This is a genomic window from Saprospiraceae bacterium (genome assembly GCA_016714025.1).
Classification (GTDB): Bacteria; Bacteroidota; Bacteroidia; order Chitinophagales; family Saprospiraceae; genus Vicinibacter.
Map to the genome: position 1 here is coordinate 628,809 of JADJOB010000002.1, position 25,034 is coordinate 653,842.

Genomic DNA, 25,034 nt, shown 5'->3' on the forward strand with positions numbered 1-25,034 from the left:
ATTCTCTTTCTATGTTTTTTCTATGTTTCCTATATTCCTATGTGGTAATCTTTTCATTCGTTTCGGAATGTAAATTTATTTACCCTTGAAAGCTTTTTTAAAACACATAGATACATAGGGACATAGTTTACATTGAAGAATATTAATTTGGTTTCTCTTTCTATGTTCTATCTATGTTTTCTTTATTCCTATGTGGTAATTCTTTGATTGGTTTCGGATTATAAATTTAGGTATCAATGAAGATCTTTTTTGAAACACATAGATACATAGGAACATAGATTACATAGAAGAACATTAATTTGTTTTTCTATTTGTTTCATTTATTCTTGTGTAGTAATTTTTTAAATTTTGAATACAGCTAATTTCTTAGATTGCAAGATGAATTTGAAGTCATTTGATTATATTATTGTTGGTGCCGGATCTGCAGGCTGTGTGCTGGCCAATCGATTGAGTGAGAATCCTGCTATAAAAGTTGCCCTTATCGAAGCCGGGGGTATCGATCGGCATTTTTTTGTTCAAACACCCGCAGCGTTTTCTAAATTATTTAAAACCAAAAGAGACTGGGCATTTGAAACGACTCCTCAAACTGGATTAAATAACCAAAAGATGTTTAGTCCACGTGGAAAAATGTTGGGTGGATGCAGCAGTATGAATGCCATGATCTATACCAGACCCCATCCATTGGATATGGAAGCATGGTGCAAATTTGGAGTTCAGGGATTTGAATGGGAAAGCTGTTTACCCTATTTAATACGGGCCGAACAACAAATGGGATTTTATCATGATGAAACTGGTGCCTATTCAAATGAATCTATGTACATCCATCCCTTAACCGAACAATTTGTGCAGACTACACATGAATTTGGTTGGCCGATCAACAAATCAAGTTCGAGCATTCAAAAGGGCTCGCAATTTTTTTTAAAGAACATTCGGAATGGAAAACGCTTTAGTGTAGTTGACGCATACCTTCAACCAATAGCAGATCGCAAAAATTTAATTATTATAAATCACTCACAAGTAAGCAAGCTACTCTTAAATAAAAACGAAGTAACCGGGATTGAATTTGTTCAAAAAAACAAACTGCAGCAATTGCATTGCAATCGTGAAATCATCCTATGTGCTGGTGCATTTCAATCACCCCAGCTTTTAATGCTGTCAGGAATTGGAAACAGTCTTGAATTGGAAACACACGGCATCCAAACAATCCTGGATTTAAAAACTGTTGGTAAACACTTGAAAGATCACTTAATATGTGGTATGGCATTTCGTTTAAAAAAAGGAATTCAATCATTAGATTCCCTCAACCAGCTGGTTCCGGCAGTTACAAGTTTAGTTCAGTATCTTAGAAACAAAACCGGTCCTTTGTGCAGCAACATTGCTGAAGCCGGTTCTTTTATTAATACAAAAGGCAACAGTGATCGTCCGGATTTGGAATTTCATTTTGGTCCGGCGTTTTTTATTCAACATGGTTTTATTCAACCAAAACCTCATGGGATTAGTTTTGGACCAACTTTATTACATCCAAAAAGTCAGGGCGCTGTTCAATTGCAATCAAACAATCCGCTGGATGCTCCAGTAATCAATCCAAATTATTATCAGGATGAATCCGATTTGCAACTCATGGTGGAAGGATTAAAAATAACGCGTGAAATCAGCAAGCAAAAAGTTTGGGAACAAACCATTGATGCAATTGAATTTCCAGCATACGAAGCGCGATCAGATGATGATTACATCAAGCACCTTCGTCAATACAGTCAAACGCTTTATCATCCAACAGGAACTTGCAGAATGAGTGCTTTAGAAGATGGAGTAGTTGATTCTGAATTTAAAGTCAAGGGCATTGCGAATTTTCGAATCGCTGATGCTTCGGTGATTCCGACAACAATTAGCAGCAATACTCAAGCAACGGTATTGATGCTTGCTGAAAAATTAGCTGCTCAAATGGTTTAACCCATATTATGCAATAGGGTTTCGTAATGAAAGTCAAAAGACCAATAAAGACAAGCGCTCCCGCAAGATTTTTTGACAAGCCATAGTAGATCCTATGGTGAAGGAGAAAAATCGAGGAAGTGCTTGTATTTGAAGGTATTTTGGCTTGGAATAGAAATCCTAATGCATAATATGGGTTTAATTCAATTTAAACCCAACCGGCAATACCATCTTTACTGAAACGTTTTTACCATTGTGTTTTCCAGGCGTCCATTTTGGCATGTTGCTCAGGATTCGGTTTACCATTTCATCACATCCACCACCCAGGCCTCTTAATATTTTAACATCCCGAACTTGTCCGTGTTTATCAACAATAAATTCAGCTGTAACACGACCTTCAATGCGATTTTCTTTTGCCATCTGTGGATAGCGAATGTTCTTAGCTAAATAATCCATGAGATCTTTTTCGCCTTTACCAAACTGTGGCATTTCTTCTGCAAACCGAATCGGTTCTTCTTTTGTGATGGTTTCGGATGCTGCATTTATTGATTCAGTTCCTGATGAAGATCCGCCAGAAATGGTTTCATTTGTCAGGCTCAGTCCTTCTTCCTGAGTTTGATTGCCTGTGCTTTCTGGGATTTGTTCGACTTCTTTTTTTATATCAAGCGTACTGTCTTTTACAACTTTAAATCCTTCGGCATTGCTTGGTTTTTTTACTGTTGCAGCCCGCAATTCTTTTGCAGGTGGTTTTACATCCATTGGTTTTTCAATGGGTAAATCTGTTTTCCATTCATGCCAGATTTCCTCCGGACAATTTTCTTCAGCGATCGAAGCATTTTTCATGTTTGCCAGAATTGACGAACTAAATGCAGCCAGTACAAATAAGAAAAAAGCAATCAGCATGGCTTTCGTCATATTACTGGATTGTGCTTGCCGGATCCGGTAAGCTCCATATGCTTTGTTGCGATGCTCAAATACCAATTCGAGCCATTCAAAATCAGAATTCATTGGTGATTTCATGGTCTGTAGGTTTTGTATACTGGGATAACGAATGGCCAGATATTTTCGTGATCAAATAAAAATTATTTTTTATAAAAATTTACAATACTAATACCTCCCATCTTTTACATAAGCCAACTTTTTCATAAACTTCACTTCGATACTTGCAAAATCAAAATCGTCAACGACTTTTCCAGCAATCAGGTAACAGCCTCTTCCCTGAAAAGGAGATTTTTCCAATTCGGGTGGAAAATGGGTGGTATCAAAAAATTGTCCTTCGCGATCCAGCCAGGTTCCAAAAGCCATTAACTTGCCTTGTTTGGTGCGTACCGGTTTTTGCGTGACGTAATAACCAAGCAACTGTACATTGCGGTTCATATACTTTTTTAAATCTTTGGATACGATGCAATCAGATACATCCGCTTCCAACAAGTCAAAAGGATTGCAAAGCGGAAATCCCAATAACTCAATTTCGTCAAAGCTTTGATCAAAAGCTCCTTCTTCTAAACCGGGCATTACAAACGCCTCGCTCTCATCATGAAATAAATAAGAATGGACGATTTGTGTTTTTCCCATTTCGGGCACTGCATTTTTTTCCCACATCAATTCACCCTTGCTCAATCCGGTAAACCGCAAGGCATTTATCCGAATGAGTAATTGCAATTGTTCGCGTCCCATCGGTACACGTCGTATAAAATCTTCCAGATTGAGATACGGACCATTGCATTCGCGTTCACGAACAATGCGTTTTCCGGTTGCTTGCTCAAGTGATTGTATATGAATAAAACCAATCCATACCTGTTGGCCATGAATGTCAGTAAGGTATTTGCTGTTATTGACACAAGGTGCGTGAATCATTGCACCACACATCCGGGCTTCGTGCACATACAATTCCGTATTGTAAAATCCACCAAAATTATTAATCACTGCGACCATAAATTCTAATGGAAAATGCGCTTTCAAATACAAACTTTGAAAAGATTCAACAGCAAAAGATGCCGAATGTGCTTTACAAAATGAATAGCCGCTAAAACTTTCAATCTGTCGCCATACCTCATGTGCTAATTCATCCGGATAACCGCGCTCTTTACAATTTCTAAAATACTTTTCCATCAACAATCGAAACGTATCCGAACTTTTGCGTTTGCCGGTCATGATACGACGCAAAACATCGGATTCATCCAGATCCAATCCGGCAAAGTGATGGACAATTTTCATCACATCTTCCTGATATACCATGACGCCAAATGTTTCGCGCAGATTTTCTTCAAAAACCGGATGCAGGTATTGTACTTTTTCCGGATGATGAAAACGTTCAATGTATTCCCGCATCATTCCGGATTGTGCAACACCCGGTCGTATGATGCTGCTGGCAGCAACCAGATGTACGTAGGTATCACAACGCAGCTTATTTAATAAACCACGCATCGCAGGGGATTCAATATAAAAACAACCAATGCAATGCCCCGAGCGCAATTGCGTTTTTACACGAACATTATTTTTAATGGCCGTGATGTCATGAATCTCTATAGATTTTCCTTGATTGCGCCTTACCAGATCTACCGCATCTTTAATATGTCCCAGTCCACGTTGACTCAGTATATCGAATTTGTGAAAATTTAAATCTTCCGCACCGTACATATCAAAATGGGTGATCGGAAATCCTTTGGGCATTTGAATCAAAGCCGTATGATAACTCAGCGGTCGTTCAGAAATAATAATACCGCCGGCATGGATAGATAAATAGTTGGGAAATTTTTCAATGGCTTTTCCGTATTTAAAAATGTGTTTGGCGTAGGCATGGTGTTTATGACTGGCCAATGGCTGATCTACGATGCAATCAATATCTGCTTTGGGCAAACCAAACACTTTTCCCAATTCGCGAATGATGGATTTTCCTTTAAAGGTGTTGTAGGTTGCTAATAAAGCGGTGTGCTCGCGCCCATACCGCTCAAAAATATATTCTGTAACATCGTCGCGGTCACTCCAGGAAAAATCAATATCAAAATCCGGCGGACTCGTTCGATGCGGATTGATAAATCGTTCAAAGTAAAGATCCAGTTCAAGTGGATCCACATCGGTGATGTACAAACAAAAAGCAACAATGGAATTGGCACCGCTTCCGCGACCCACATGATAATACCCGGCACTTTGTGCATAGCGCACGATATCCCAGGTAATTAAAAAGTAAGCACTAAATCCCATGCGGTAAATGACTTGCAATTCACGACGCACACGATCTTCCGCGCGATCCTGATGCGGACCATAACGTCGGCGACAACCCTGGAATGCCAGTTTGGCTAATAATTTATAATCACCTTCGGTATTTCCCGTAAATGTTTTGCGGTTGTTGTCATTGTGAGCAGGCATTTCAAAATGACAGGCTTCTAAAATGGCTTCTGTATTGCGGATGATTTGTGGATATTGCGAAAACCGATCGCGCAAAATTTCCGGATCAATAAAGAGTTCGTCCGGATCCGCACAGTCCCCGGCTTCTAATTTCCCGAGAACAATATTGAGATCAATGCAGCGAAGTAATTTATGGATGCGAAAGCCCTGCCCATTAAGGAAACTGACTGGGCTGAAAACTACGAGCTTGTCCACGTGAGGACGCAAGGCTGAAGAATAAAGGGCAGGTACTTCCGCAGGCCTTATACCTATATACTCATGGGTAAAGAGATCTTCAATTGCACAGGGTGCTTTTTTATAGATGACGAAGCAGTGCTTCCATTGTGGAGCTCTTGCGGACAACTCGCTTCCGGAGAAAGAAGTTTGGGTGAGCAGTTCGTTGATCTCACGGATGCCATCTGCATTTTGAGCCAGGGCGGTGTAACGGAATTGATTCCCCTGACGGAATTCCAGTCCATAGACGGGCCGGATGCCTTGTTTTTCGCAAAGTTGAGCAAAAGCATAGGCTGCCGAGCAATTGTTGATATCGGTAATCGGCAATATGCGAATACCCTTTTGCGCAGCTTCTGCGACCACCTGCTCGGGAGCAAGGGTACCGTAACGAAGGGAAAAATAAGTATGTACAGAAAGATGCATAGCGAAACCCTGGTTAAACTTATCATAGAACGTGTTTTTGATTTAAAGCCGATGGAAGTCCTGGTTTGCCTTCAGGATCCGGTAGGTTTTTTCCGAAAAACCCACCAAATCCCCTCAGCTATTTGAAATAATCTATTCGTTTTCAAAGATTTAAACACAAAAATGGTTTTTCTTGTGCTCTGTAATAACTCGTCAAAGATAGACGGATTTTTCGACAATGCAATTATTTTATAAAATATTTTTAAAAAAAATAACTGTGGGTCAGCTGAAAGCCTAAACCGCAACCAAACAAGAATCAAAAAACTATTTGATTCGCCAAACATAGAATTAGACCTGCCAAGCATCCAGTTGGATGTGATCCCTGTCCGGATTCTGGCACACTATTCCCCCATCTTTTGTTACCAATGATTTAGAACTACCGGGATGTAGCTCCTGATAAAAAGCATTTCAAAAAAATCAGGTCCAAATAATTTAAATTTGATTTAAATTTGGAAGCACGCGCATAAGACTTTATTTAATCTTTAAACAACCTAGCCATGCTATTTAATTACGATAAATTAGACGATGCAGCATTTCTAACATTCTGGGGGACCATGAGAAAATTTAAATTCCAATTTTTTATCCAGTTCATCTATATAAGCTGGGGTACCCTATTATTTTGTCTCGTTTTTAACTCCGCATTCAATTCTTTTAATCCCATAAGCATCCAGGAAATTGGAATTGGTCTGACTGTCTTCACCATTAGCGGTATAGTGATGGCTGCTATATCCTACAAAAAAAATGAAAAACGATTTCATGAACCACTTACATCCAATACCAGGGTCTTTTAAAATAGAGCAGTCACTGCAATCCAAATCATAGCAACACAAAGCGCAACTTTTAAAACCACTCCAAATAAAAATCCCATAAATGTTCCCCATGCTGCTTTTCTAGCCTGTGCAGATGTTTTACCCACTAAAAGTTCACCCAACAAAGCACCGGCAAACGCACCTATAAATATACCCAAGGGACCTAATCCCATACCCAGTATAAGTCCGATCATACTGCCCCACATCCCTGCTTTCGAACCACCGTATTTCTTTAATCCCAATGCCGGAATTAAATAATCCAATACCGTAATCACAACAGTTAAAATGATCAAGACCCATAAGGTATTCGATGAAAACTCATAGGTTTTGGTCCAGTGAATCAATAAGATTCCTAATAAACTAAGTGGCGGACCGGGAAGCGGTAACACCGCTCCTATTAAACCAATAAGTAAACACACAAAACCAAGAACTAATAACAGGATATCCACAATTGCTTTCAATCATAAACCAAAAATTTAGAAAATTAGTTCGGGAGAATTTTAGGGAAATGTTGCAATTTTCCAATGCTGCAATGGTTCAATGTTGTAATGTTGCAATCGTTTAATGGGTAAATTCTTTAAATAATTTTTAGAAATAAATTTGAATGGACTAGCAAGTTACTGAAGGCGTCCCGCCGAGGTTGGACTGCTTATAATACGAAGGACACATGTAAGAAAGGAGTTTAGTCTTTAGAGAAGAAGTCTGTAGGGAAAATGCTGCAATGTTGAAATGTTGCAATGTTGAAATCGTTTAATGGGTTAATTCTGTAACTAATTTTAGAAATAAATTTGAATGGACTAGCAAGTTACAGAAGGCGTCCCGCCGAGGTTGGACTGCTTATAATACGAAGGACACATGTAAGAAAGGAGTTTAGTCTTTAGAGAAATTTTCCAATTTTGTAATGCTGCAACGTTAAAATTCTGCAATGCTAAAATGGTTCAATGCTGCAATGGTTCATTGATAATACAATGAACTTATTTACGCTTTTTAATCAGATATATAAAACCAACATTACAGCATTGCAGAATTTTAACACTGCAGCATTGAACCATTGTAGCATTGGAAAATTTCCCTAAAGACTTCCTTTCTACAGACTAAAGACCTCCCTCTTCCGCCGCTACATTCTTATGATAAACACTGTACACATAAACCGGAATGCCTAATTCATTCAAATGCTCTTCAAGTATTGGTTTTACTTCAGACCATTCCATGCCTCCAACACCGGTTGATAATTTGGTAATGGCCAAACTTTTAATGCCTTCCTTTTCAATTTGTTTTACCATGTTTTTTAAACAATGCCTGATTGAGGAAGCGGTTGCGCGTCCGGGATGAGCAGAAGCTGCAGGCGCTTGTTCCTGGGTTAACAAATTAAAAATTTTACGCTTGTCTGCACTTTGCCAAAACCAAACTTCGCCGGGTTTAGGATGAAAGGTTTGACAATAATGCCTAAAATCCTTGTACATCGATGGATAATTCTCTCGCAGACTCAATGAAAATCCGGTATCAAAATGATCCATTGGCGCTACGCCATGTGCAATGGCATCTGCATTACTTAAAAGGATATCTCCTTCAACTTCTTTTATCATATTGTTAAATTATACACCAAGGTAAGGGGTCCTTGACCTATAATCCGTGATCCCTGTCATAGTTCGATATGACAAAAATCAAAGCAATCATTAAATCCGACTAAATTGGATTGGGTATTTCGAAAATCCCCATTAAAAAATCATGGAATTGAAATCAATGAGCAATCGAATTTAATAAATCTTCAAGTTGATGCAGTAAATTTTCTTCATCGTGATTGATGCTTTTGAAAACATGGGCAATTGCCATTGAAGTATGAAGTATTTTTTGCTGGGTATCCTTATCAAATAAAGTTTTATGACTAAGCGCAAAATCTTTAAAATCATTAAACGCATCCTTTGAATCATAGCGATTGTCTTCCAACCATTCAAAAACAGCTTCTACCTCAAATACCAAATCCGTATTGAATTCATCAACGGGATCATCTTTTTCTTTCCAAATGGTGTTGATCTCCTGATGCAACATCTGCAATTCCTGCCTTTTTACACGACCATCTGCATTTGCAATCGCATAAAAAAGATAGGCTAATTTCTCATAAAACAGTTCCGGTTTCGTCATGGGATTTATTAATTAAAAAAGGAGGATACCTACTCTCCAGGCATTGTATTCGTAATCTTTGGATTTATTAAACAAGGTACTAAGATCATAATTAAATCCGATATGAATTCTATTGTAACCAATTGAAGTACTTATACCATAAATCGTCTTCGTAAAGTCATAGTTTTTATCAAGAAATAAATTCGCTTCTTCTTTATCAGCCGTATTAAATTCAAGTGATTGCGCATGGCTGGTTAAAAATCCAACATACCCTCCCAAATTGACAGCAAGTTTTTTTCTTTTGAATTGCAGTCCAACCGGAATTCGTAAATAGCCTAAATGAATGGTTGATTCTTCATAATTTGGTACGGAATCCCTACGAAAAATTGCCTCATCTCCTGATGTCGTCAAGATTTGGACTTTATCCGTTTGTGTAAAATGTCGTCTATCAAATCCTATCCCATAATATATAGAAAAAGGTCCTTTATTCTTACCCAATTTTGTCTGCAATAAAATATCAAATTCTCCAAACCAATTAAATGAAGATCCCGTTTTAAATTCAGGGTAATTTATCGCAGCATTTTTTGTACCTTGACTGAGGCCATTCCAATACATTCCGTAACGCAACTTAAATCCAGTTCGACGTCCGGAACCGGTGATCAAACTCATGGGATTCATAGGTGCTTTAAATTCGGGCATTTCAGGCATAGTTTCCGGAATGGTATCTTGTTGGCCTTGATATACAGCATCCACCATAGCTCCCAATGGTGGTGTTGGCGGAGGGGCTACCGTTTCTTCTGCATTAAAATAATCCAATCGGGCATAATTATCATAATTGGAATATGCCAATGAACTTATTTGAGTTAATAATTCGCCACTCATTTCTACAAACTGAAGCGTGTCAATTCCTCCTCTGCTCATCAAACGCTCCAGGTTTTTAAGGCTGTCTGAAAGCTGAAATAAATCCTTGTTTGCATCTCTTAAAGATTGTAAAGGATTCTGAGCCTGCACCAGGCAAGTTCCCATTAAGAATAGACAATAAATTAGATTTTTCATGAATTGCAATTAGTATTTAAATAGATACAAATTTGAAAAAATATAAATTAAAAACGAATATACTCCACTGGATTCACAGTTTGTCCTTTGTACCACAATTCGAAATGCAAATGCGGACCATTGGTCAGGGTGCCGGTATTTCCAATAATTGCAATGGCCTCTCCGGCTTTAATACGGGATCCTGTTTTTTTAAGTAAGGCTGAATTGTGCTTATACATACTTACTAAATTGTTGCTGTGTTGAATGGCTATCGTATGTCCATTTTCTATAGACCAATCGGCTTGAATTACCGTCCCCGACAAGCAGGCTTTAATCGGTGTGTTTTTGGGAGCGATGATATCGACTCCTAAATGACCTTTTGCCGGATCGTATGCGGCCCCTAAGGGACCTCGTATGGGACTAACAAAATTCAGGTCTGTAAAACTTTCCCGTTCGCTGGTTTTCATAGTTACCGGACTTGCTTGAGCCCGATTGCCGCTGTTTTGAGTTTTTGAACGGGCTTCAAGGGCCTGACTGGTTTCAAATTCAGCTCGCAACATGCTGTCTTCCCGTACTTTAGGCAATGGTTCTGGTTTTTCCTGTTTGATGTGGATGTTTTTGGTAACGTCATCCGTGGTTTCCGGATTGCCGGTCAAAATACGCTGAACGCTCTGAATATAGGTATCCCGGGCTTTCAACTCCTCTTCCAAACCACCAATCTTCTTTTCCAGCTTAATAAATTCACTCTGTGAACGCAAATCTCCATATCCGGGAACATATCGTTTGATCGGACTAAAGGCAATCAACAGAAAGAGGAGAATGCCCAAACCCAATAAGAGCGTGCACGACAATAAATAGATATTTTGAAGGGTTAAGCGGTAATTTGCCGTTTCTTCGAAGGTTTCTTCATTGCGGATAATAATTAAGAATTTCTTCTCCAAATGTTCCTGAACCCATTTCTTCGTTTTATTCCAGTCAAAAGCCATCCTTAAAAGTAATTAATTTACAATAAATTTGCCCAATTTTAGTTATAGTAGACATTCCCCGGAAATTCATGAGTTATTCAAGTAGAGTCCTTTGTAGCATTATTTTTATTTGCCTGTTTTTGTCAAATTCCTGTGTCACCCACAGAAAAAAAGGGCATACCTCCGCCTTAGGCCGGTTTTATCACAACACGACCGCAAAATACAATGGATATTTTAATGCCAATGAAATAATGGACGAATGTTTATTGGAAATTGATCAATCTTATAAAGACAATTACAGTAAAACACTTCCGGTCTTTACCTACATCGCTACGGAAAGTGTAGATCCTCAAAAATCAAAACTGGATAAAGCAATTGAGAAAGTTTCTAATGTAGTATTCTCACATCGTGTGAGTCATTGGGCGGATGATTGCTATCTGGTTCTTTGTAAAGCGCAATTTCTCAAAAAGGATTATGAAACTGCTGAAAGTTCGTTCCGTTTTTTTATCGAAGAATTTGACCCGATAAAAAATAAAATTAAAGCAAAAAAAATTAAGGAAAATACCGTTAAGGAAAAGAAAAAAGATGCGGAGGATTTAAAAAAAGAACGTAAAAAAGCAGCCGAACAAAAAGCCAAAGAAAAAAAGCAATTACAAAAAGATCGGGCTAAAGCCAAGAAAAATAGTTCAAAAAACAGTAAAACCAAACCCAGTACAACCACTCCATCAACTCCGGTTGAAACGAAACCACAAGCACTTAAGAAAACAGATTCCGAACTGGACAAAACCAATAAAAAATTACCAATGAAGGTTCCTGGTTATTTCCACATTATCCGGCTTTTTGGGAAGGAGCTATTTGGGCTGCTAAAAATTTAGTCGAACGTGGAAAACCATTTGAAGCAGAACAATTATTAAAACGGGTTGAATCTGATCCATTAGCTCCTAAGAAATTAAAAGGTGAATTGTATGCATCCTATGCTGATTTATATTTAAAAACGGGCAAACAGGAGAAAGCAATTTTAGCTTTGAAAAATGCTGTTGAACATACTAAAAAGAAGCGAATCAAAGCGCGTTATGCATTCATTCTTGCACAGCTCTATCAAAAAGAAAATCGTCTTGAGTCTTCCAATACCTATTTTAAACAATGCATGGAGTGGAAGCCAGGTTATGATTTAGCATTTCATTGCAGAATGAATTTATTGCTGAATGAAGCTGCAGAAGGTGCAGATCCTGAAAAAATTGTCGCCGGCATTGAATCGCTTCTAAAAGATCCAAAAAATAAAGATTTTCAAGGGGAATTGTATTACGCTTTAGGATTGATCAGTTTAAAAAATAATAAAAAACCTGAAGCACTCGATCAGTTTAATCTAGCCTTACAAGCTCCAAATACAGGCAATTCACAAAAAGCAGATGTCTATAGTAAATTGGCCGATATCTATTTTGATGATCAGGATTACCTTAAAGCCAAATTATACTACGATAGTACCTTAACAATGCTGGGTAAAAATGATGAACGCCGGATTAAAGTTTCCAAGTTGGTTGCAAACCTGGAAGAAATAGCCCAGCATTTACAGCAAATTGCATTACAGGACAGTTTATTAAAAATATCCGGACTTTCAGTCAAGGACAAACGTGCATTGGCAATCCAACTTAAAAATGCACGCAAAGCAAAAAATGCAGAGCCAAATACAAACAATCCCAATCGGGATTTGCGAAATCGTTTTGCAGAAATGGAAGCTTTATCAAACGGTCCGTTTAATCGGGAAGTTGAGAAAAAAGCCGATGCCAAAAAACAAACCAGCAGCTTTTTTGCATACGATCAACGATCAATCAATCGAGGTCGTTCTGAATTTGAACAGATATGGGGAAATCGCACTTTAGAAGACAATTGGCGTCGTAAAAACAAAAATACTTTTTCAATAAATGAAATAAAGGTTGAACGTACTGAAGAAGAATCAGATACCCTGGAATCCGATTTAGCTCAAATTTTAAGTACGATTCCCGATAGTCCGGAAGAAATCACAATGGCGAAAAACAAAATTGCGGAATCTCTCTATGCATTAGGCATTTTGTATCGCGAAAAACTTGAAAATTATCCTAAGTCAACAGGCAGCTTAAAAAAATTGTTGGAAGCTTATCCGAAACATGAGCGACGGATCGATGCCCTCTATTATTTATATTTAAATTGTCTTGACCTTCGGGATCAGGCTTGTGCAAATTCGTATTCCGATCAAATTATTTATGAGTTTCCAGGAAGTCACTACGCAAAAATTTTATCTGATCCGGAATATGTAAAAAGTTTATTGGCAAAACGGGATGAGATTTCAAATGATTACATCAATGCATACAAATTGTATTCAGATAAAAATTATGCAGATGCTTACAGTGCCTTACAAATTTTAAAAAATAAAATTAAACCACCCCATGTCTTAGAAGCAAAAGTTGCATTATTGTCCGCTTTATGTTTAGGCAATACGCAAGGCAAGGATGTTTATATCAATGCACTGCGCGATGTAGTCGCAAATTATCCGTCTTCTGCCGAAGAGGTAAAAGCAAAAGAAATTCTTCGGTTTTTAAAAGGAGACCAGGATGCGTTTATTGAAATTAGTCAAAATACGCTGGATCAAACCAATTTTAAATTGGAAGATGATAAAATGCATTTCGTGTTAATCGTACTATTTGATCCTCAGGATAAAGTGGTGGATAAAGCAAAAATTTCTATTTCTGACTATAATCAAAATTACCACAAACCGGAAAATTTAAAAATGACCAGTGTTGAATTGGATATTGAAATTAATCAACCACTCATCCTCATCAGAAAATTTGATACCCGCTCTGCGGCTATGAAATATTATGAAGGCATTCAACGCAAACCCAAAGAATTTATCACCGGATTTGATAATTGGGAATCTTTTGTCATTACTCAAAACAACTACCGCGAAGTATTACGCCTCAAAACCCTGACTGAATACAAGACCTTTTTTAAGAAAAATTATTTGGAGGGCAAATAATTTTTAGGAAATAAAGAAAAATGTAAAATCGGTTTAAAAGACTTTTGGCTTACAAAGCTATATTTTAAGTTTAGGACTCCTAATCTTCATTCCAATGGACCAATCAGCAAATTAGTTTCTAACCGGGGACGATTACTGACATGCTTCATTATTCAAACGATTAGCCTGCTCAGCTTGTCATCGCAATGGTTGCCATGCTGATTGAAACTAATTCAGATTGTTGCAGGGTCAGCGCACAGGACTCCAGAGTAGCACCTGTTGTTAAAATATCATCTACGAGCAAGACATGTCTTCCTTTAACTAAATCAGGTCTTTGCAATTTAAAGGCGGCCTGGATGTTTTGATTTCGTTCGATTCGGTTTTTAGTGGTTTGAGTAATGGTTTCTTTGGTGCGAATTAAAATATCTTCGCGTGTAGGGCATTCTAAGGATTCGGAGAGTCCAATGGCAAATTGAGCACTTTGGTTATAACCCCGTTGATTTTTTCTATTTGGGTGGAGTGGTACCGGAATGATATAATCCAGGTTCTTAAAATTTGCTGCGTTTTTTAATAAGGATCCAAAATGTTGACCAATTCGGATCCCGATTTCATATTCTCCGCGATATTTTAACAGTTCCAATGCTTTTTGAACCCTGGAGCCTTTTGAATAATAATACAAGGAGGCCCCTGCAACCAAAGAAATTCTGCCTTTGAAGTGATTCGTAAATTCATTTTCAGGCCTAAGGTGCATTTGAGTAGGGTAAACCTGGTATTGACAAGTCAGGCAAAAGAGCTCCTCCCGCGCATGTGTTCTTCCACCACAAGCAATGCAGAGATTTGGATAGAGTAAATCCAAAAAACAATTGAACGCATGAGGAAGATCCTGTTTGAAAAACGATAGATCCATAATAGGGTGTTATAAATTATTAGATCAGAATAAATTATATAATGTTAAATAATTTATCTGAAAGAAAATTTAAGAATCTATCCTTCTTGTAAAAAGTAAGCTTGAGAAATAAAAAATCCCGACCACGAATGGCCGGGACCTTCAAACAAAACGAAAAACCAACTTTATAGAAAGCTACAAATGGCTACCTATTTCTTTTATAACATTTTCTTGATTTTGACGGGTATCTCTTTTGCCTGACCATCCCGGATGATCTTGGTATAGAGTGTCTCACCAATCTTGGACAAAGCTACAACTTTTTGTAAATCTTCAACAGTTTTTACAGGCTTATTATTTATTTCAACGATCACATCGTTTGGAAGTAATCCTGCAAATTTAGCCGAACCTTTATCCTCTAATTCTGTAATTACAACGCCGTAATCAACATTTAAGTTCAATTCTTTTTTAATTTCTTCATCAACATTTACAACACCAACTCCAAACCGTCCGCGATCAAAACTTCCGGTACTTATAAGCTCTTTAACTATTTTAGTCATGAGGTTGGATGGGATGGCAAAGGAGTAGCCGGAATAGTACCCTGTTTTAGAAGCGATGGCCGAATTAATCCCCACCAATCGACCCTGTACATCTACCAGTGCACCCCCGCTATTGCCCGGGTTTACTGCGGCATCGGTCTGTAAATATTCTTCAATTCCCGGTGGAGTCGTTTGGGTTTTACGCTCAAACGGATTGTAATAATCCTCATCATTTTGCTGATCCAATAAATTCAAATCCCGGCCTTTTGCACTTACAATTCCGGCGGTTACCGTTGAGGTCAGGTATCCAAAAGGATTACCAACCGCGAGTACCCATTCCCCTACTCGCAATAAATCTGAATTGGCAACCTGCAGGACCGGAAGATTGTTTGCTTCTATTTTCAAAACAGCTAAATCCGTTCTGGGATCTGTGCCAACTTTCTTTGCTTTAAACTTTCGTCCATCTTTTAGAATGACTTCGATGTCATCAGCAAATTCAACTACGTGATTATTGGTTACAATGTATCCATCATTGGAATAAATGACGCCACTGCCACTGCCTTTTTTCTGTTGATAAAAAGGTGCCCCAAACCCAAAACTTCTTAAATCAAATTCCTGAAAAAAGGGGTTGTTGCCAAACGGATTGTTCTGATCCATTTTTTGACGCGCCAGTTTCTCACTTTCCTGGGCATTAATCTGTACCACGACGTTGAGTGCTTTATCCGCAGCATCTGAAAAATCAGGTCCAACCGGAACAGCCAGGCTAGAATTTACCGCATGGACCATAGAATTCGATTCCGGTAAATCAGCTGGTGCGCTTTGAAACCAAATAAATACCGCCATAACCATAAGGCCTCCGGTAATACCTGCTAAGAAAGGGTGGATGTATTTTTTCATACGTATTGTTTTTTGTGTTACAAATTTAAAACGTGAACTGGCCTTGATAGGTCTTAATAAATTTCAGTTTAACATGGATTTAACGCTCGGAGGTAGGAGGGAAGTTTGAAGATTTTTTGCTGGAAAGCTGTTAAGCTAATAAGCTGATAAGCTGTTAAGCTGAAATGCTGTTAAGTTGAAAAGCTGTTAAGTTGAAAAGCTGTTAAGTTGAAAAGCTGTTAAGTTGAAAAGCTGTTAAGCTTGATGCAAGGAACGTGTGATTCGAATTAATCATTAATTTGAATCCAAAATTTCTTTTAGCTTATTAGCTTGTCAGCTTATCAGCCTATTAGCCTATTAGCCTATTAGCTTATTAGCTTATTAGCTTGTCAGCTTATTAGCTTAACAGCTTAACAAGTTCAGACTTCCCTTTCCATCCCATATTCCCGCTCTACTTTACAGATGCGCAAACGATACGATTGATACCAACGATTACGTCCTTCGGATTGTGCTAAAAGATGTTCTTCATTTTGCTTCCATTTTTTTATGGATTCTAAACTATCCCAATAACTGACTGTGATTCCAATTCCATCCCGGGCACTTTCATGTCCGAGATATCCTTCTTGTTTCTTTACCAGCTCAAGCATTTTTTCTGACATGGCTGCATACCCTTCTGCATCATCAGAAAGATAGGAACTAAAAATGACCGCGTAATAAGGTTTGAAGGAATTCATGTAGCGAGGTATTTTATTTCTCCAAATTTAAATTCACGACGCTGCTGTTGGTTATCTAAAAGGATGATCATGCCGGACGGATCTACTTCCTGGATGATCCCTTGCAGCGTGTTTCCATCGAATAAAATAAATTCAGTGGAATTTCCCTTCAGATATAATAGCTCATTGTATCGTTTTAACATGTGATCCCAAACTGCCTCATCGGTTTCCTGTATATTTCTCAACAACTCCTGACGAAGCTTAATCACCAAAGACTCTCTTGAAACGAATTTTCCTGTTTCAAGTTGGATCGAACTCGCATTCAAACTTTCAGGAAATTCGGTTTGATTTACATTAATTCCTATGCCCACAACAGATCCCTGAATCTTGCCGGCTTTGATATTGTTTTGAATTAATATGCCGGCTATTTTACGGTTTCCTGAATAAATATCATTGGGCCATTTGATTCGAAGCCGGGGTAAGGAATATGGTTCCAGACTATCCACAATTGCAAGGCTGCTGGCCAAATGAAGTCGAAAAATCTGCTCCAGTTCGACGTGATGCGGATAGATAATAAAACTGGCTAAAATGTTCTGTCCGGCAGTACTTTGCCAAAATCTGCCATATTGGCCTTTTCCATCTGTCTGATAGTCAGTTATAACTAAAAATCCATGCTCTGGATTGGTTTTTGATAGTAGATCCGATGCAAGCCGATTGGTTGAATCAATTTGATATTCATAAATATGTGGAAATTCAAATTCCATCCTCTTTAGAAAACTTGTATATATTATAAATTGTTTATATATTTACTTTATCTTAAATTTACCCTACACATTGCCACGTACTAAAGCCATTACTTCCGATTCTGCAAAAAACACTGCGGAATTACTAGCCTTGATTATTGACAGTATTCAGGATATCAAAGGTAAAAACATCGTCCAATTAGACCTTCGTCATTTACCGGATGCTCCAGCCAGTTATTTTATAATTACCGAAGGGGAAAGCAGTACCCAGATAAAAGCGATTGCCGGCAATGTTGAACGCAGAGTTAAAACGGAAATGGGACAACGTGCCCATTCTGAAGGACAAATCGGTGCTCGTTGGGTGTTGGTTGATTTTTTTGACGTAGTGGTCCATGTGTTCGATAAAGACACCCGGAAATACTACGAACTTGAAGATTTATGGAGTGATGCAAAGTTTACTGAGTACAAGAATATCTGATAAAAGCAACTAATTGAATTTATAATCGTTATTAAATTTCAACGTAACATAATAGAAATTAATGGAACAACAACCCACTCCCAATAATAATCCGAATAAAAAAAATAATGAAGGCTTCAATGCGTATTGGATTTACGGGATCATCTTATTGATCATCATCGGTGTAAATTTATTTTACATGGTATCTCCAGGCAAAGGAAATATTAATTCCATTCGCTTTGAAGAAATGGCTACCAAAGGGGATATTGAAAAAATTGAAGTAGTCAATTTAAAACAGGCTTACGTTTATTTAAATAAAGATGCTATCAATAAAGAAGAATACAAAGACAAACTCAGTTCTTCTTTAGGTGTCAGACCTAATTTTTATTTTAACATTGGACCTGCAGAAAAATTTCAGGAAAAAATTGATAAATACAACGAACATCTTACCAATAAAATAAGTATTAGTTACGAAGAAAAACAAAACTGGTTGGGACCCATCCTGTCTTTTGTGGTACCCTTTCTGATCATTCTTGGTATCTGGATGTTTTTAATGCGTCGTGTTGGTGGTGGTGGTTCAGGACCCGGAGCGCAAATTTTTAATATTGGTAAATCGAAAGCGACCTTATTTGAAAAAATCAAAATACCAATGTGACTTTTGCCGATGTAGCTGGATTGGAAGAAGCGAAAGAAGAGGTCATGGAGGTGGTTGATTTTTTAAAGAATCCAAAAAAATATACCGCATTGGGTGGCAAGATTCCGAAAGGAGTTTTATTAGTCGGACCTCCCGGAACCGGTAAAACACTCCTGGCAAAAGCCGTAGCGGGTGAAGCGGGTGTTCCGTTCTTTACGATCTCTGGTTCTGACTTCGTAGAAATGTTTGTTGGGGTTGGTGCGTCTCGTGTACGGGATTTGTTTCGTCAGGCTCGTGAAAAAGCACCTTGCATCGTTTTTATTGATGAGATAGATGCTGTAGGCCGTGCCCGTGGAAGAAATACTTTCCAGGGTGGTAATGACGAACGGGAAAACACACTCAATCAATTGTTGGTGGAAATGGATGGATTTAGTACCGATGCCGGTGTTATTCTAATGGCTGCGACCAACCGACCGGATGTGCTGGATTCTGCTTTATTGCGTCCCGGACGTTTTGATCGCCAGATTGGCATCGATCCACCGGATTTAAAAGGCCGTGCAGAAATATTTAAAGTCCACCTTAAGAATTTAAAATTATCTCCAACTGTTACCCCGGAAGCGTTAGCAGAAATGACTCCAGGTTTTGCGGGAGCGGATATTGCAAACATTTGCAATGAAGCCGCATTGGTAGCAGCGCGTCGTGATAAAAAAGAAATTGATCTGGATGATTTCAATTATGCTTTGGACCGTGTTATTGGTGGATTGGAAAAGAAAAATAAATTGATTTCTCCGGAAGAAAAAGAAGTTATCGCCTATCATGAAGCCGGTCATGCTATCATAGGTTGGTATTTAAAATTCGCATCTCCTTTGGTTAAAGTAACCATTGTTCCTCGTGGTTTGGGTACCCTGGGTTATGCGCAATATTTACCTAAGGAAGAATACATCACAAGAACAGAAGCGCTTTTAGATCGCATGTGTATGACCATGGGAGGTCGTGCATCCGAACGAATTGTGTTTGATAAAATATCAACCGGTGCGCAGAGTGATTTAGATCATGTAACTAAAATGGCATACAGCATGGTCAGTGTATTTGGATTAAATGATAAAGTCGGTAACGTTTCGTATTACGGTTTATCACAAGAAGGATTTCAAAGACCCTACAGCGATGAAACAGCTCGTATAATGGACGAAGAAGTTCGCAAACTGATCGAATCTCAATACACCCGGGCACAGGAATTGCTCAAAGAAAAACGTACGGAATTAGAAATTCTGGCACAGGAACTTTTGAAAAAAGAAGTACTTCATAAATCAGATGTTGAACGTTTGATTGGTCCTTCTCCATTTCATAAAGACAAATCTTCCGAGCCAACTCCACACAGCGGACAACATGTAAGTGATGAAAAACCAATAGCTGAAAAAGAACCCGAAAAAGAAGTTTAACTAAGTATTTTTTCCACTCACATATACATTGCCTTTCACATAAAATCGATAAGGCAGGCTTGCAGATTCTCCGGATGATTCAACCCCAATCCGTTTTGAAATTCCAATTTGAGAATCTGAATACTTTTGATTTGATTCAAACAACTGGATGGGACTTTTTCTATCATACAATTTTGTTGCATTTAAATTTTGTGTAATTCCAAGAGCTTGACTCAAACTACCGGGTCCTTTTGTAATGGTATAATTTAGTGCTGACATCTTCCTTCGAATGAGCATGTGATCCAATCCATCCAGGGGTTCAAGAGCCCGTATCAAAACAGCATGTGGAATTCCTTCAACCGCAGTGATTACGTTAAATAAATGATGAATTCCATAACATATATAAACATAGGCATGTCCTCCTTCCATAAACATGGTGCTGGTTCGAGGAGTCCGTCTGTTATTAAAAGCATGTGAGGCTCTGTCTTCGGGTGCTTTGTAAGCCTCTGTTTCAATAATGATTCCTGAAGTTATATGATTATCCACCTTTGATACTATTATTTTTCCTAACAAACTTTTTGCAAGTCCGACGACATCCGGGTTTAAATAATATTCTCTGTCAATGAGTTTCATTGCTACAAAATTAACTGGAATCCATGTATTCTATGAATGATTAACTTTGTTAAAAATTAATTTGCGCAGCTTAATTTATAGTTTATCAGGGATGTTGGTATTATACTTAATACTGAGCTTGGTAAATACTAATAAACCCCTTCAAAAAATAAAAGGGATCAGTATGGTTGCGCCTCCGGAGGTTTTTCCTGAAGATCCGATGCCCTCAATAAAAAACATCGGTGCAAATTGGATTGCCTTGATTCCTTATGCATTTTCTTCTCCACAAAAACCGGAAGTCCGATACCATGGTTTGGATTGGCAATGGTGGGGCGAACGGGAAGAAGGCATTCGGGAAAGCATTCGTTTAGCGAAATTGCAAAACATGCATGTGATGTTAAAGCCACAGGTTTACATTCACAAATCCTGGGTAGGCAGCATGGATTTTCAATTAGAATCCGATTGGCTGATATGGGAACACGATTATCGCAATTACATATTAAAATTTGCCAAACTTGCTGCGGAATTGAATGTGGAAATGGTTTGCATCGCTACAGAATACAATATCGCGGTAATCAAAAGAGAATCCTTTTTTAGAAAACTGATTCTTGAAATCAGATCATTGTATAAAGGAAAAATATGCTACAGTGCGAATTGGGATCATTACTCAGAAGTTCCAATTTGGGATGCATTGGATTATATTGGAATTAGTGCATATTTTCCATTAACTGAACAACAGACACCAACGGCAAATGAACTCAATAAAGCCTGGCAGAATTATCTATACAAGCTGGAAAGTTTTTCCAGAAAACTCAATAAACAAATTTTGTTTACAGAGTACGGTTATCTAAGCGTAGATGGAAGTGGTGGAAAAGGATGGGAAATTGAAAAAATATTGAGGCTTACTCCGTCAATCAAATGGCTCAAGCAGCTACTTACGAAGCATTATTTAAAAATTTATGGGAACATGAATGGTGGGCTGGTGGTTTTTTATGGAAATGGTTTCCAAATGGTCAAGGCCATGAGGGTTATCCTGAAAAAGATTATACACCCCAAGGGAAAGCTGCTGAAAAGGTATTGAGGTCCTGGTATTCCAGGTAATTCGCAATTCAATTTAGAGTAGAATTCTGCCAGAAAACTTTACTTTTGCAAAAATTATAATTTGACGCCCTAATTTTATTGCATCTATTATAAAGTTTCCAATATGAATTTAGAGAATAGTAAGGTAGTTGTCATCGGAGGCAGTGGTTTTATCGGCAGCTTTGTTGTTCAGGAATTATTAAAACATCCCGTAGCTGAAGTGGTCATCTATGATAATTTCACTCGGGGAAAAAAAGAATATTTAACAGAATCTCTTAAAGATCCTCGTTGCAGTATCTTTTCGCATGGTGGTGATATCCGGGATGTAGATATTTTGGATGCTGCATTAAAAGGAAAAGATTATGTAATTTGTTTGGCTGCCATGTGGCTGCTGCATTGCAAAGATTATCCGCGGACCGCATTTGAAGTCAACATAGCCGGAACCTTTAATGTATTGGAAGCATGTGTAAAAAATAATATTAAAAATTAATATGGTCTTCTTCTGCATCCGTTTATGGTGATGCAGTCGAAATCCCAATGACCGAGTCTCATCCCTACAACAATAAAAATTTTTATGGTGCGACAAAAATCGCAGGCGAAGCAATGTGTACGGCTTACAACGATCGATATGGATTGCAGGTTATTGGTCTCCGCTATATGAATGTGTATGGTCCTCATCAGGACCAAACCGCTGCATATACTGGCGTCATTCCCATCATGCTCAATAAAATTGATGCCAACGAACAACCGATAATAAACGGTGATGGTTCCCAGGCTTATGATTTTATTTATGTTGAAGACGTTGCCCGTGCCAATATCTGCGCCCTGACAAGTGAAACTCCTTTCGGCTTTTATAATGTCGGTACCGAAATTCAAACATCCATTCGCGAATTGTGTGACACCATCCTTAAATTGAAACAATCTGATTTAAAAGTTCAATATAAACCTTACTCTGCAGATGATGCGCGTGCCCTGGTACAAAACAGAATCGGTTCCAGACAAAAAGCAGAATCAGAAATAGGATTTAAATATGCCATTGAATTGGAAGATGGACTAAAGAAATTGATCGCATGGAGGAAGGGGAATGAATAATTACGAATTAGTAATTACGAATTACGAATTAATAGTTCTTAGTTTGTATTCGTAATTGATATTTCGTATTTGATATTTCGTAATCGAAAATTCGTAATCGATAACTCGTAATTGATAATTCGTAATTCGTAATTGATAAATGTGTGGCTTAAGCGGAATATATAATCTGAATCAAACTGCAGTATCGGAAGAACTGCTAAAAAAAATGTCTCGTCAACTGGCACATCGAGGTCCGGATGGAGAAGGCATTTTTTGTGAACAAAATATTGGATTAGGGCATCAACGACTTTCCATTTTGGATTTAAGTGAGAATGGAAAACAACCCATGTTCTCCAATAATAAAAATTGGATTGTTGTATTTAATGGGTGCATTTACAATTATCAAAAATTAAAAATCGATTTACAGGCAAAGGGTCATCATTTTAAAAGTACCTGCGATACCGAAGTGATCTGTGAAGGACTAGCCGCGGAGGGTCCTGATTTTTTCAAGAAGATGGATGGGATGTTTGCCATAGCAGCCTGGAATCGGGAAACAAAACAATTATGGCTTTCAAGAGATCGGTTTGGTGTAAAGCCTTTATATTATTTTCAAAAAGACGGTGTTTTTCTGTTTGCTTCCGAAATTAAAGCCTTTTTTGCACATCCGGTATTCAAGTCTGTATTAGATCAGGAATCTCTAAATGAATATTTTACTTTTCAAAATTTATTTAGTTATAAAACACTCTTTAAAGGGGTGCACATGTTGCCCCCTGCCAATACGGTTTGCGTTGATTTAAATAAAGAGCTGCAACATCATTCGTGGTGGGATTATAATTACACAGAACCCGACGAAACCATTAGCCCAACAGATGCCGTTGAAGAAACCAAACGCCTGTTGGATTTGGCTGTTAAAAAACAAATGGTAGCCGATGTCCCAGTGGGTTCTTATTTAAGTGGAGGCATGGATAGCGGTTCGCTCAGTGTGTTAGCCAGTAAAAAAGTAGATCGCTTGTATACATTTACTGCCGGTTTTGAAATGAGTGAGGTTCATGGAAATGAAATGGGCTTTGACGAACGGACCGATGCAGAAATTACTGCGAATTTTATCAAGTCTGAACATTACGAACAGGTACTGAATGCCGGTGATATAAAATGGAGTTTACCGAAAGTAGTCTGGCATTTAGAAGATTTGAAAGTGGGCATGAGCTATTCCAATTATTACATCAGCCGGCTTGCTTCAAAATTTGTAAAAGTCTGCTTGCAAGGAACCGGAGGCGATGAAATTTTTGGTGGATATCCCTGGCGATATTATCGCGTATTTAAATCATTGGATCGAAAAGAATTTTTTGAAAATTATTACGGATTTTGGCAACGTCTGGTGACAGATGAACAAAAATCAAAATTGTTTCATCCGCAGATAGCCAAGAATTTTGACATGAATTTACCCCGTCAGGTTTTTGAAAAAGTCTTTTTGTTTAATCCAAAACTAAAATACAATACTCCGGAAGAGCACATTCAAAACAGTTTGTATTTTGAGAGTAAAACATTTTTACCGGGGCTGCTTTTGGTCGGCGATAAACTGGCGATGGCCAATGGTTTGGAAGAACGCTTTCCATTTTTGGATAATGAGCTGGTAGAATTTGCACAAAAAATACCCATCCGGTATAAACTTGCAAATTTGGAAGCCATGAAAAAATTGGATGAAAACACTGCCGGTAATAAACGGGTTTTATATGGAGATTACTACGATGGCAAAAATGTATTGCGTCAGGCTATGAAGGATATCCTACCCGAACGAATCATTAACCGTAAAAAACAAGGATTTAGTTCGCCGGATGAATCCTGGTACCGGGGTGAAAATGCTGCCTACGTTAAGGAATTGCTATTGGGTAAAAATATTGCCTGCCATGAATTTATCGAACCTGCCTTTATACAAAACATTATCCATGAACATTGCGATCAACGCATCAATCACCGCTTATTGATTTGGAGTTTACTGTGCTTTGAATGGTGGTGCAGGCTGTTTTTGAAGGGAGAAACTATAAAATAAGATAGTTAAGACTTCTTGTAAATTGAA

Annotated in this window: 18 protein-coding genes and 2 pseudogenes; 8 read left to right on the forward strand and 12 right to left on the reverse strand. The window is 38.1% G+C overall.

All coding sequences use genetic code 11. The features are described 5' to 3' along the window. Positions 1-378: 378 nt before the first annotated feature. Positions 379-1,950 (forward strand): GMC family oxidoreductase N-terminal domain-containing protein, encoded by a 1,572-nt coding sequence (locus tag IPJ80_05890; protein MBK7913013.1) that lies wholly within the window; start codon positions 379-381, stop codon positions 1,948-1,950. 177 nt (positions 1,951-2,127) lie between these two features. On the opposite strand, the gene IPJ80_05895 is transcribed toward IPJ80_05890, so the two are convergent. From IPJ80_05895 to IPJ80_05925, 7 genes are all read right to left on the reverse strand, one after another. After that, on the reverse strand, positions 2,128-2,949 hold the full coding sequence (locus IPJ80_05895; protein ID MBK7913014.1) for an energy transducer TonB: 822 nt from the start codon (positions 2,947-2,949) through the stop codon (positions 2,128-2,130). Positions 2,950-3,036: 87 nt separating this feature from the next. Next, positions 3,037-5,973 (reverse strand): DNA polymerase III subunit alpha, encoded by a 2,937-nt coding sequence (locus tag IPJ80_05900; GenBank protein ID MBK7913015.1) that lies wholly within the window; start codon positions 5,971-5,973, stop codon positions 3,037-3,039. 826 nt (positions 5,974-6,799) lie between these two features. Beyond that, entirely contained in the window at positions 6,800-7,270 is a 471-nt protein-coding gene (locus tag IPJ80_05905; GenBank protein MBK7913016.1) for a DUF456 domain-containing protein, read from the reverse strand. Positions 7,271-7,915: 645 nt separating this feature from the next. Next, complete coding sequence (locus tag IPJ80_05910) at positions 7,916-8,407, reverse strand: macro domain-containing protein (GenBank protein MBK7913017.1); 492 nt, start codon at positions 8,405-8,407, stop codon at positions 7,916-7,918. 154 nt (positions 8,408-8,561) lie between these two features. After that, positions 8,562-8,963 (reverse strand): TerB family tellurite resistance protein, encoded by a 402-nt coding sequence (locus IPJ80_05915; protein ID MBK7913018.1) that lies wholly within the window; start codon positions 8,961-8,963, stop codon positions 8,562-8,564. A 12-nt stretch (positions 8,964-8,975) separates the two neighbouring features. Continuing rightward, positions 8,976-9,998 carry an outer membrane beta-barrel protein gene (locus IPJ80_05920; protein MBK7913019.1) on the reverse strand — a complete coding sequence of 341 codons (1,023 nt, stop codon included), beginning with the start codon at positions 9,996-9,998 and terminating at the stop codon, positions 8,976-8,978. A gap of 47 nt (positions 9,999-10,045) precedes the next feature. Further along, the gene (locus IPJ80_05925) at positions 10,046-10,963 is read right to left on the reverse strand and encodes a M23 family metallopeptidase (GenBank protein ID MBK7913020.1); all 918 of its coding nucleotides are present in this window, start codon (positions 10,961-10,963) and stop codon (positions 10,046-10,048) included. A 119-nt stretch (positions 10,964-11,082) separates the two neighbouring features. On the opposite strand from IPJ80_05925, the gene IPJ80_05930 reads away from it, so the two are divergent. Together IPJ80_05930 and IPJ80_05935 are read left to right on the forward strand one after the other, a co-directional pair. Continuing rightward, complete coding sequence (locus IPJ80_05930) at positions 11,083-11,817, forward strand: hypothetical protein (protein ID MBK7913021.1); 735 nt, start codon at positions 11,083-11,085, stop codon at positions 11,815-11,817. Between the two features lie 86 nt (positions 11,818-11,903). Further along, complete coding sequence (locus IPJ80_05935) at positions 11,904-13,952, forward strand: hypothetical protein (GenBank protein MBK7913022.1); 2,049 nt, start codon at positions 11,904-11,906, stop codon at positions 13,950-13,952. Between the two features lie 169 nt (positions 13,953-14,121). On the opposite strand, the gene IPJ80_05940 is transcribed toward IPJ80_05935, so the two are convergent. From IPJ80_05940 to IPJ80_05955, 4 genes are all read right to left on the reverse strand, one after another. Continuing rightward, positions 14,122-14,838, reverse strand: a complete 717-nt coding sequence (locus IPJ80_05940) for a ComF family protein (GenBank protein ID MBK7913023.1) — start codon at positions 14,836-14,838, stop codon at positions 14,122-14,124. Positions 14,839-15,035: 197 nt separating this feature from the next. Then, the gene (locus IPJ80_05945) at positions 15,036-16,250 is read right to left on the reverse strand and encodes a trypsin-like peptidase domain-containing protein (protein ID MBK7913024.1); all 1,215 of its coding nucleotides are present in this window, start codon (positions 16,248-16,250) and stop codon (positions 15,036-15,038) included. A gap of 398 nt (positions 16,251-16,648) precedes the next feature. Next, positions 16,649-16,963: an antibiotic biosynthesis monooxygenase gene (locus tag IPJ80_05950; protein MBK7913025.1), complete on the reverse strand. Its 315-nt coding sequence runs from the start codon at positions 16,961-16,963 to the stop codon at positions 16,649-16,651. After that, the gene (locus IPJ80_05955) at positions 16,960-17,706 is read right to left on the reverse strand and encodes a biotin--[acetyl-CoA-carboxylase] ligase (protein MBK7913026.1); all 747 of its coding nucleotides are present in this window, start codon (positions 17,704-17,706) and stop codon (positions 16,960-16,962) included. The genes IPJ80_05950 and IPJ80_05955 overlap by 4 nt, the downstream gene beginning before the upstream one ends. 88 nt (positions 17,707-17,794) lie before the next feature. Between IPJ80_05955 and rsfS the strand changes: the two genes are divergently transcribed. Beyond that, positions 17,795-18,163 (forward strand): ribosome silencing factor, encoded by a 369-nt coding sequence (gene rsfS, locus IPJ80_05960; protein ID MBK7913027.1) that lies wholly within the window; start codon positions 17,795-17,797, stop codon positions 18,161-18,163. Positions 18,164-18,224: 61 nt separating this feature from the next. Next, positions 18,225-20,215 (forward strand): annotated as a pseudogene (ftsH, locus tag IPJ80_05965) (ATP-dependent zinc metalloprotease FtsH). Here ftsH and IPJ80_05970 read toward each other — a convergent pair. After that, entirely contained in the window at positions 20,216-20,827 is a 612-nt protein-coding gene (locus tag IPJ80_05970; GenBank protein ID MBK7913028.1) for a DNA-3-methyladenine glycosylase, read from the reverse strand. It lies immediately after the preceding pseudogene. 61 nt (positions 20,828-20,888) lie between these two features. Between IPJ80_05970 and IPJ80_05975 the strand changes: the two genes are divergently transcribed. The 3 genes and pseudogenes from IPJ80_05975 to asnB all read left to right on the forward strand — a co-directional run bounded on the left by IPJ80_05975 (position 20,889) and on the right by asnB (position 25,007). Beyond that, a complete protein-coding gene (locus IPJ80_05975; protein MBK7913029.1) occupies positions 20,889-21,887 on the forward strand; it encodes a hypothetical protein in 999 nt (332 codons plus the stop codon). A gap of 123 nt (positions 21,888-22,010) precedes the next feature. Further along, positions 22,011-22,978: pseudogene (locus IPJ80_05980) on the forward strand (NAD-dependent epimerase/dehydratase family protein). Positions 22,979-23,117: 139 nt separating this feature from the next. Next, positions 23,118-25,007, forward strand: a complete 1,890-nt coding sequence (gene asnB / locus IPJ80_05985; GenBank protein ID MBK7913030.1) for an asparagine synthase (glutamine-hydrolyzing) — start codon at positions 23,118-23,120, stop codon at positions 25,005-25,007. Positions 25,008-25,034 lie beyond the last annotated feature (27 nt).

Coding starts and splice junctions, on each gene's coding strand:
- IPJ80_05920 (MBK7913019.1), bottom strand. CDS start 9,998: ATGAAAAATCTAATTTATTGTCTATTCTTAATGGGAACTTGCCTGGTG.
- IPJ80_05950 (MBK7913025.1), bottom strand. CDS start 16,963: ATGAATTCCTTCAAACCTTATTACGCGGTCATTTTTAGTTCCTATCTT.
- IPJ80_05890 (MBK7913013.1), top strand. CDS start 379: ATGAATTTGAAGTCATTTGATTATATTATTGTTGGTGCCGGATCTGCA.
- IPJ80_05925 (MBK7913020.1), bottom strand. CDS start 10,963: ATGGCTTTTGACTGGAATAAAACGAAGAAATGGGTTCAGGAACATTTG.
- IPJ80_05900 (MBK7913015.1), bottom strand. CDS start 5,973: ATGCATCTTTCTGTACATACTTATTTTTCCCTTCGTTACGGTACCCTT.
- IPJ80_05915 (MBK7913018.1), bottom strand. CDS start 8,963: ATGACGAAACCGGAACTGTTTTATGAGAAATTAGCCTATCTTTTTTAT.
- IPJ80_05940 (MBK7913023.1), bottom strand. CDS start 14,838: ATGGATCTATCGTTTTTCAAACAGGATCTTCCTCATGCGTTCAATTGT.
- IPJ80_05895 (MBK7913014.1), bottom strand. CDS start 2,949: ATGAAATCACCAATGAATTCTGATTTTGAATGGCTCGAATTGGTATTT.
- IPJ80_05945 (MBK7913024.1), bottom strand. CDS start 16,250: ATGAAAAAATACATCCACCCTTTCTTAGCAGGTATTACCGGAGGCCTT.
- IPJ80_05955 (MBK7913026.1), bottom strand. CDS start 17,706: ATGGAATTTGAATTTCCACATATTTATGAATATCAAATTGATTCAACC.
- IPJ80_05970 (MBK7913028.1), bottom strand. CDS start 20,827: ATGAAACTCATTGACAGAGAATATTATTTAAACCCGGATGTCGTCGGA.
- IPJ80_05910 (MBK7913017.1), bottom strand. CDS start 8,407: ATGATAAAAGAAGTTGAAGGAGATATCCTTTTAAGTAATGCAGATGCC.
- asnB (MBK7913030.1), top strand. CDS start 23,118: ATGTGTGGCTTAAGCGGAATATATAATCTGAATCAAACTGCAGTATCG.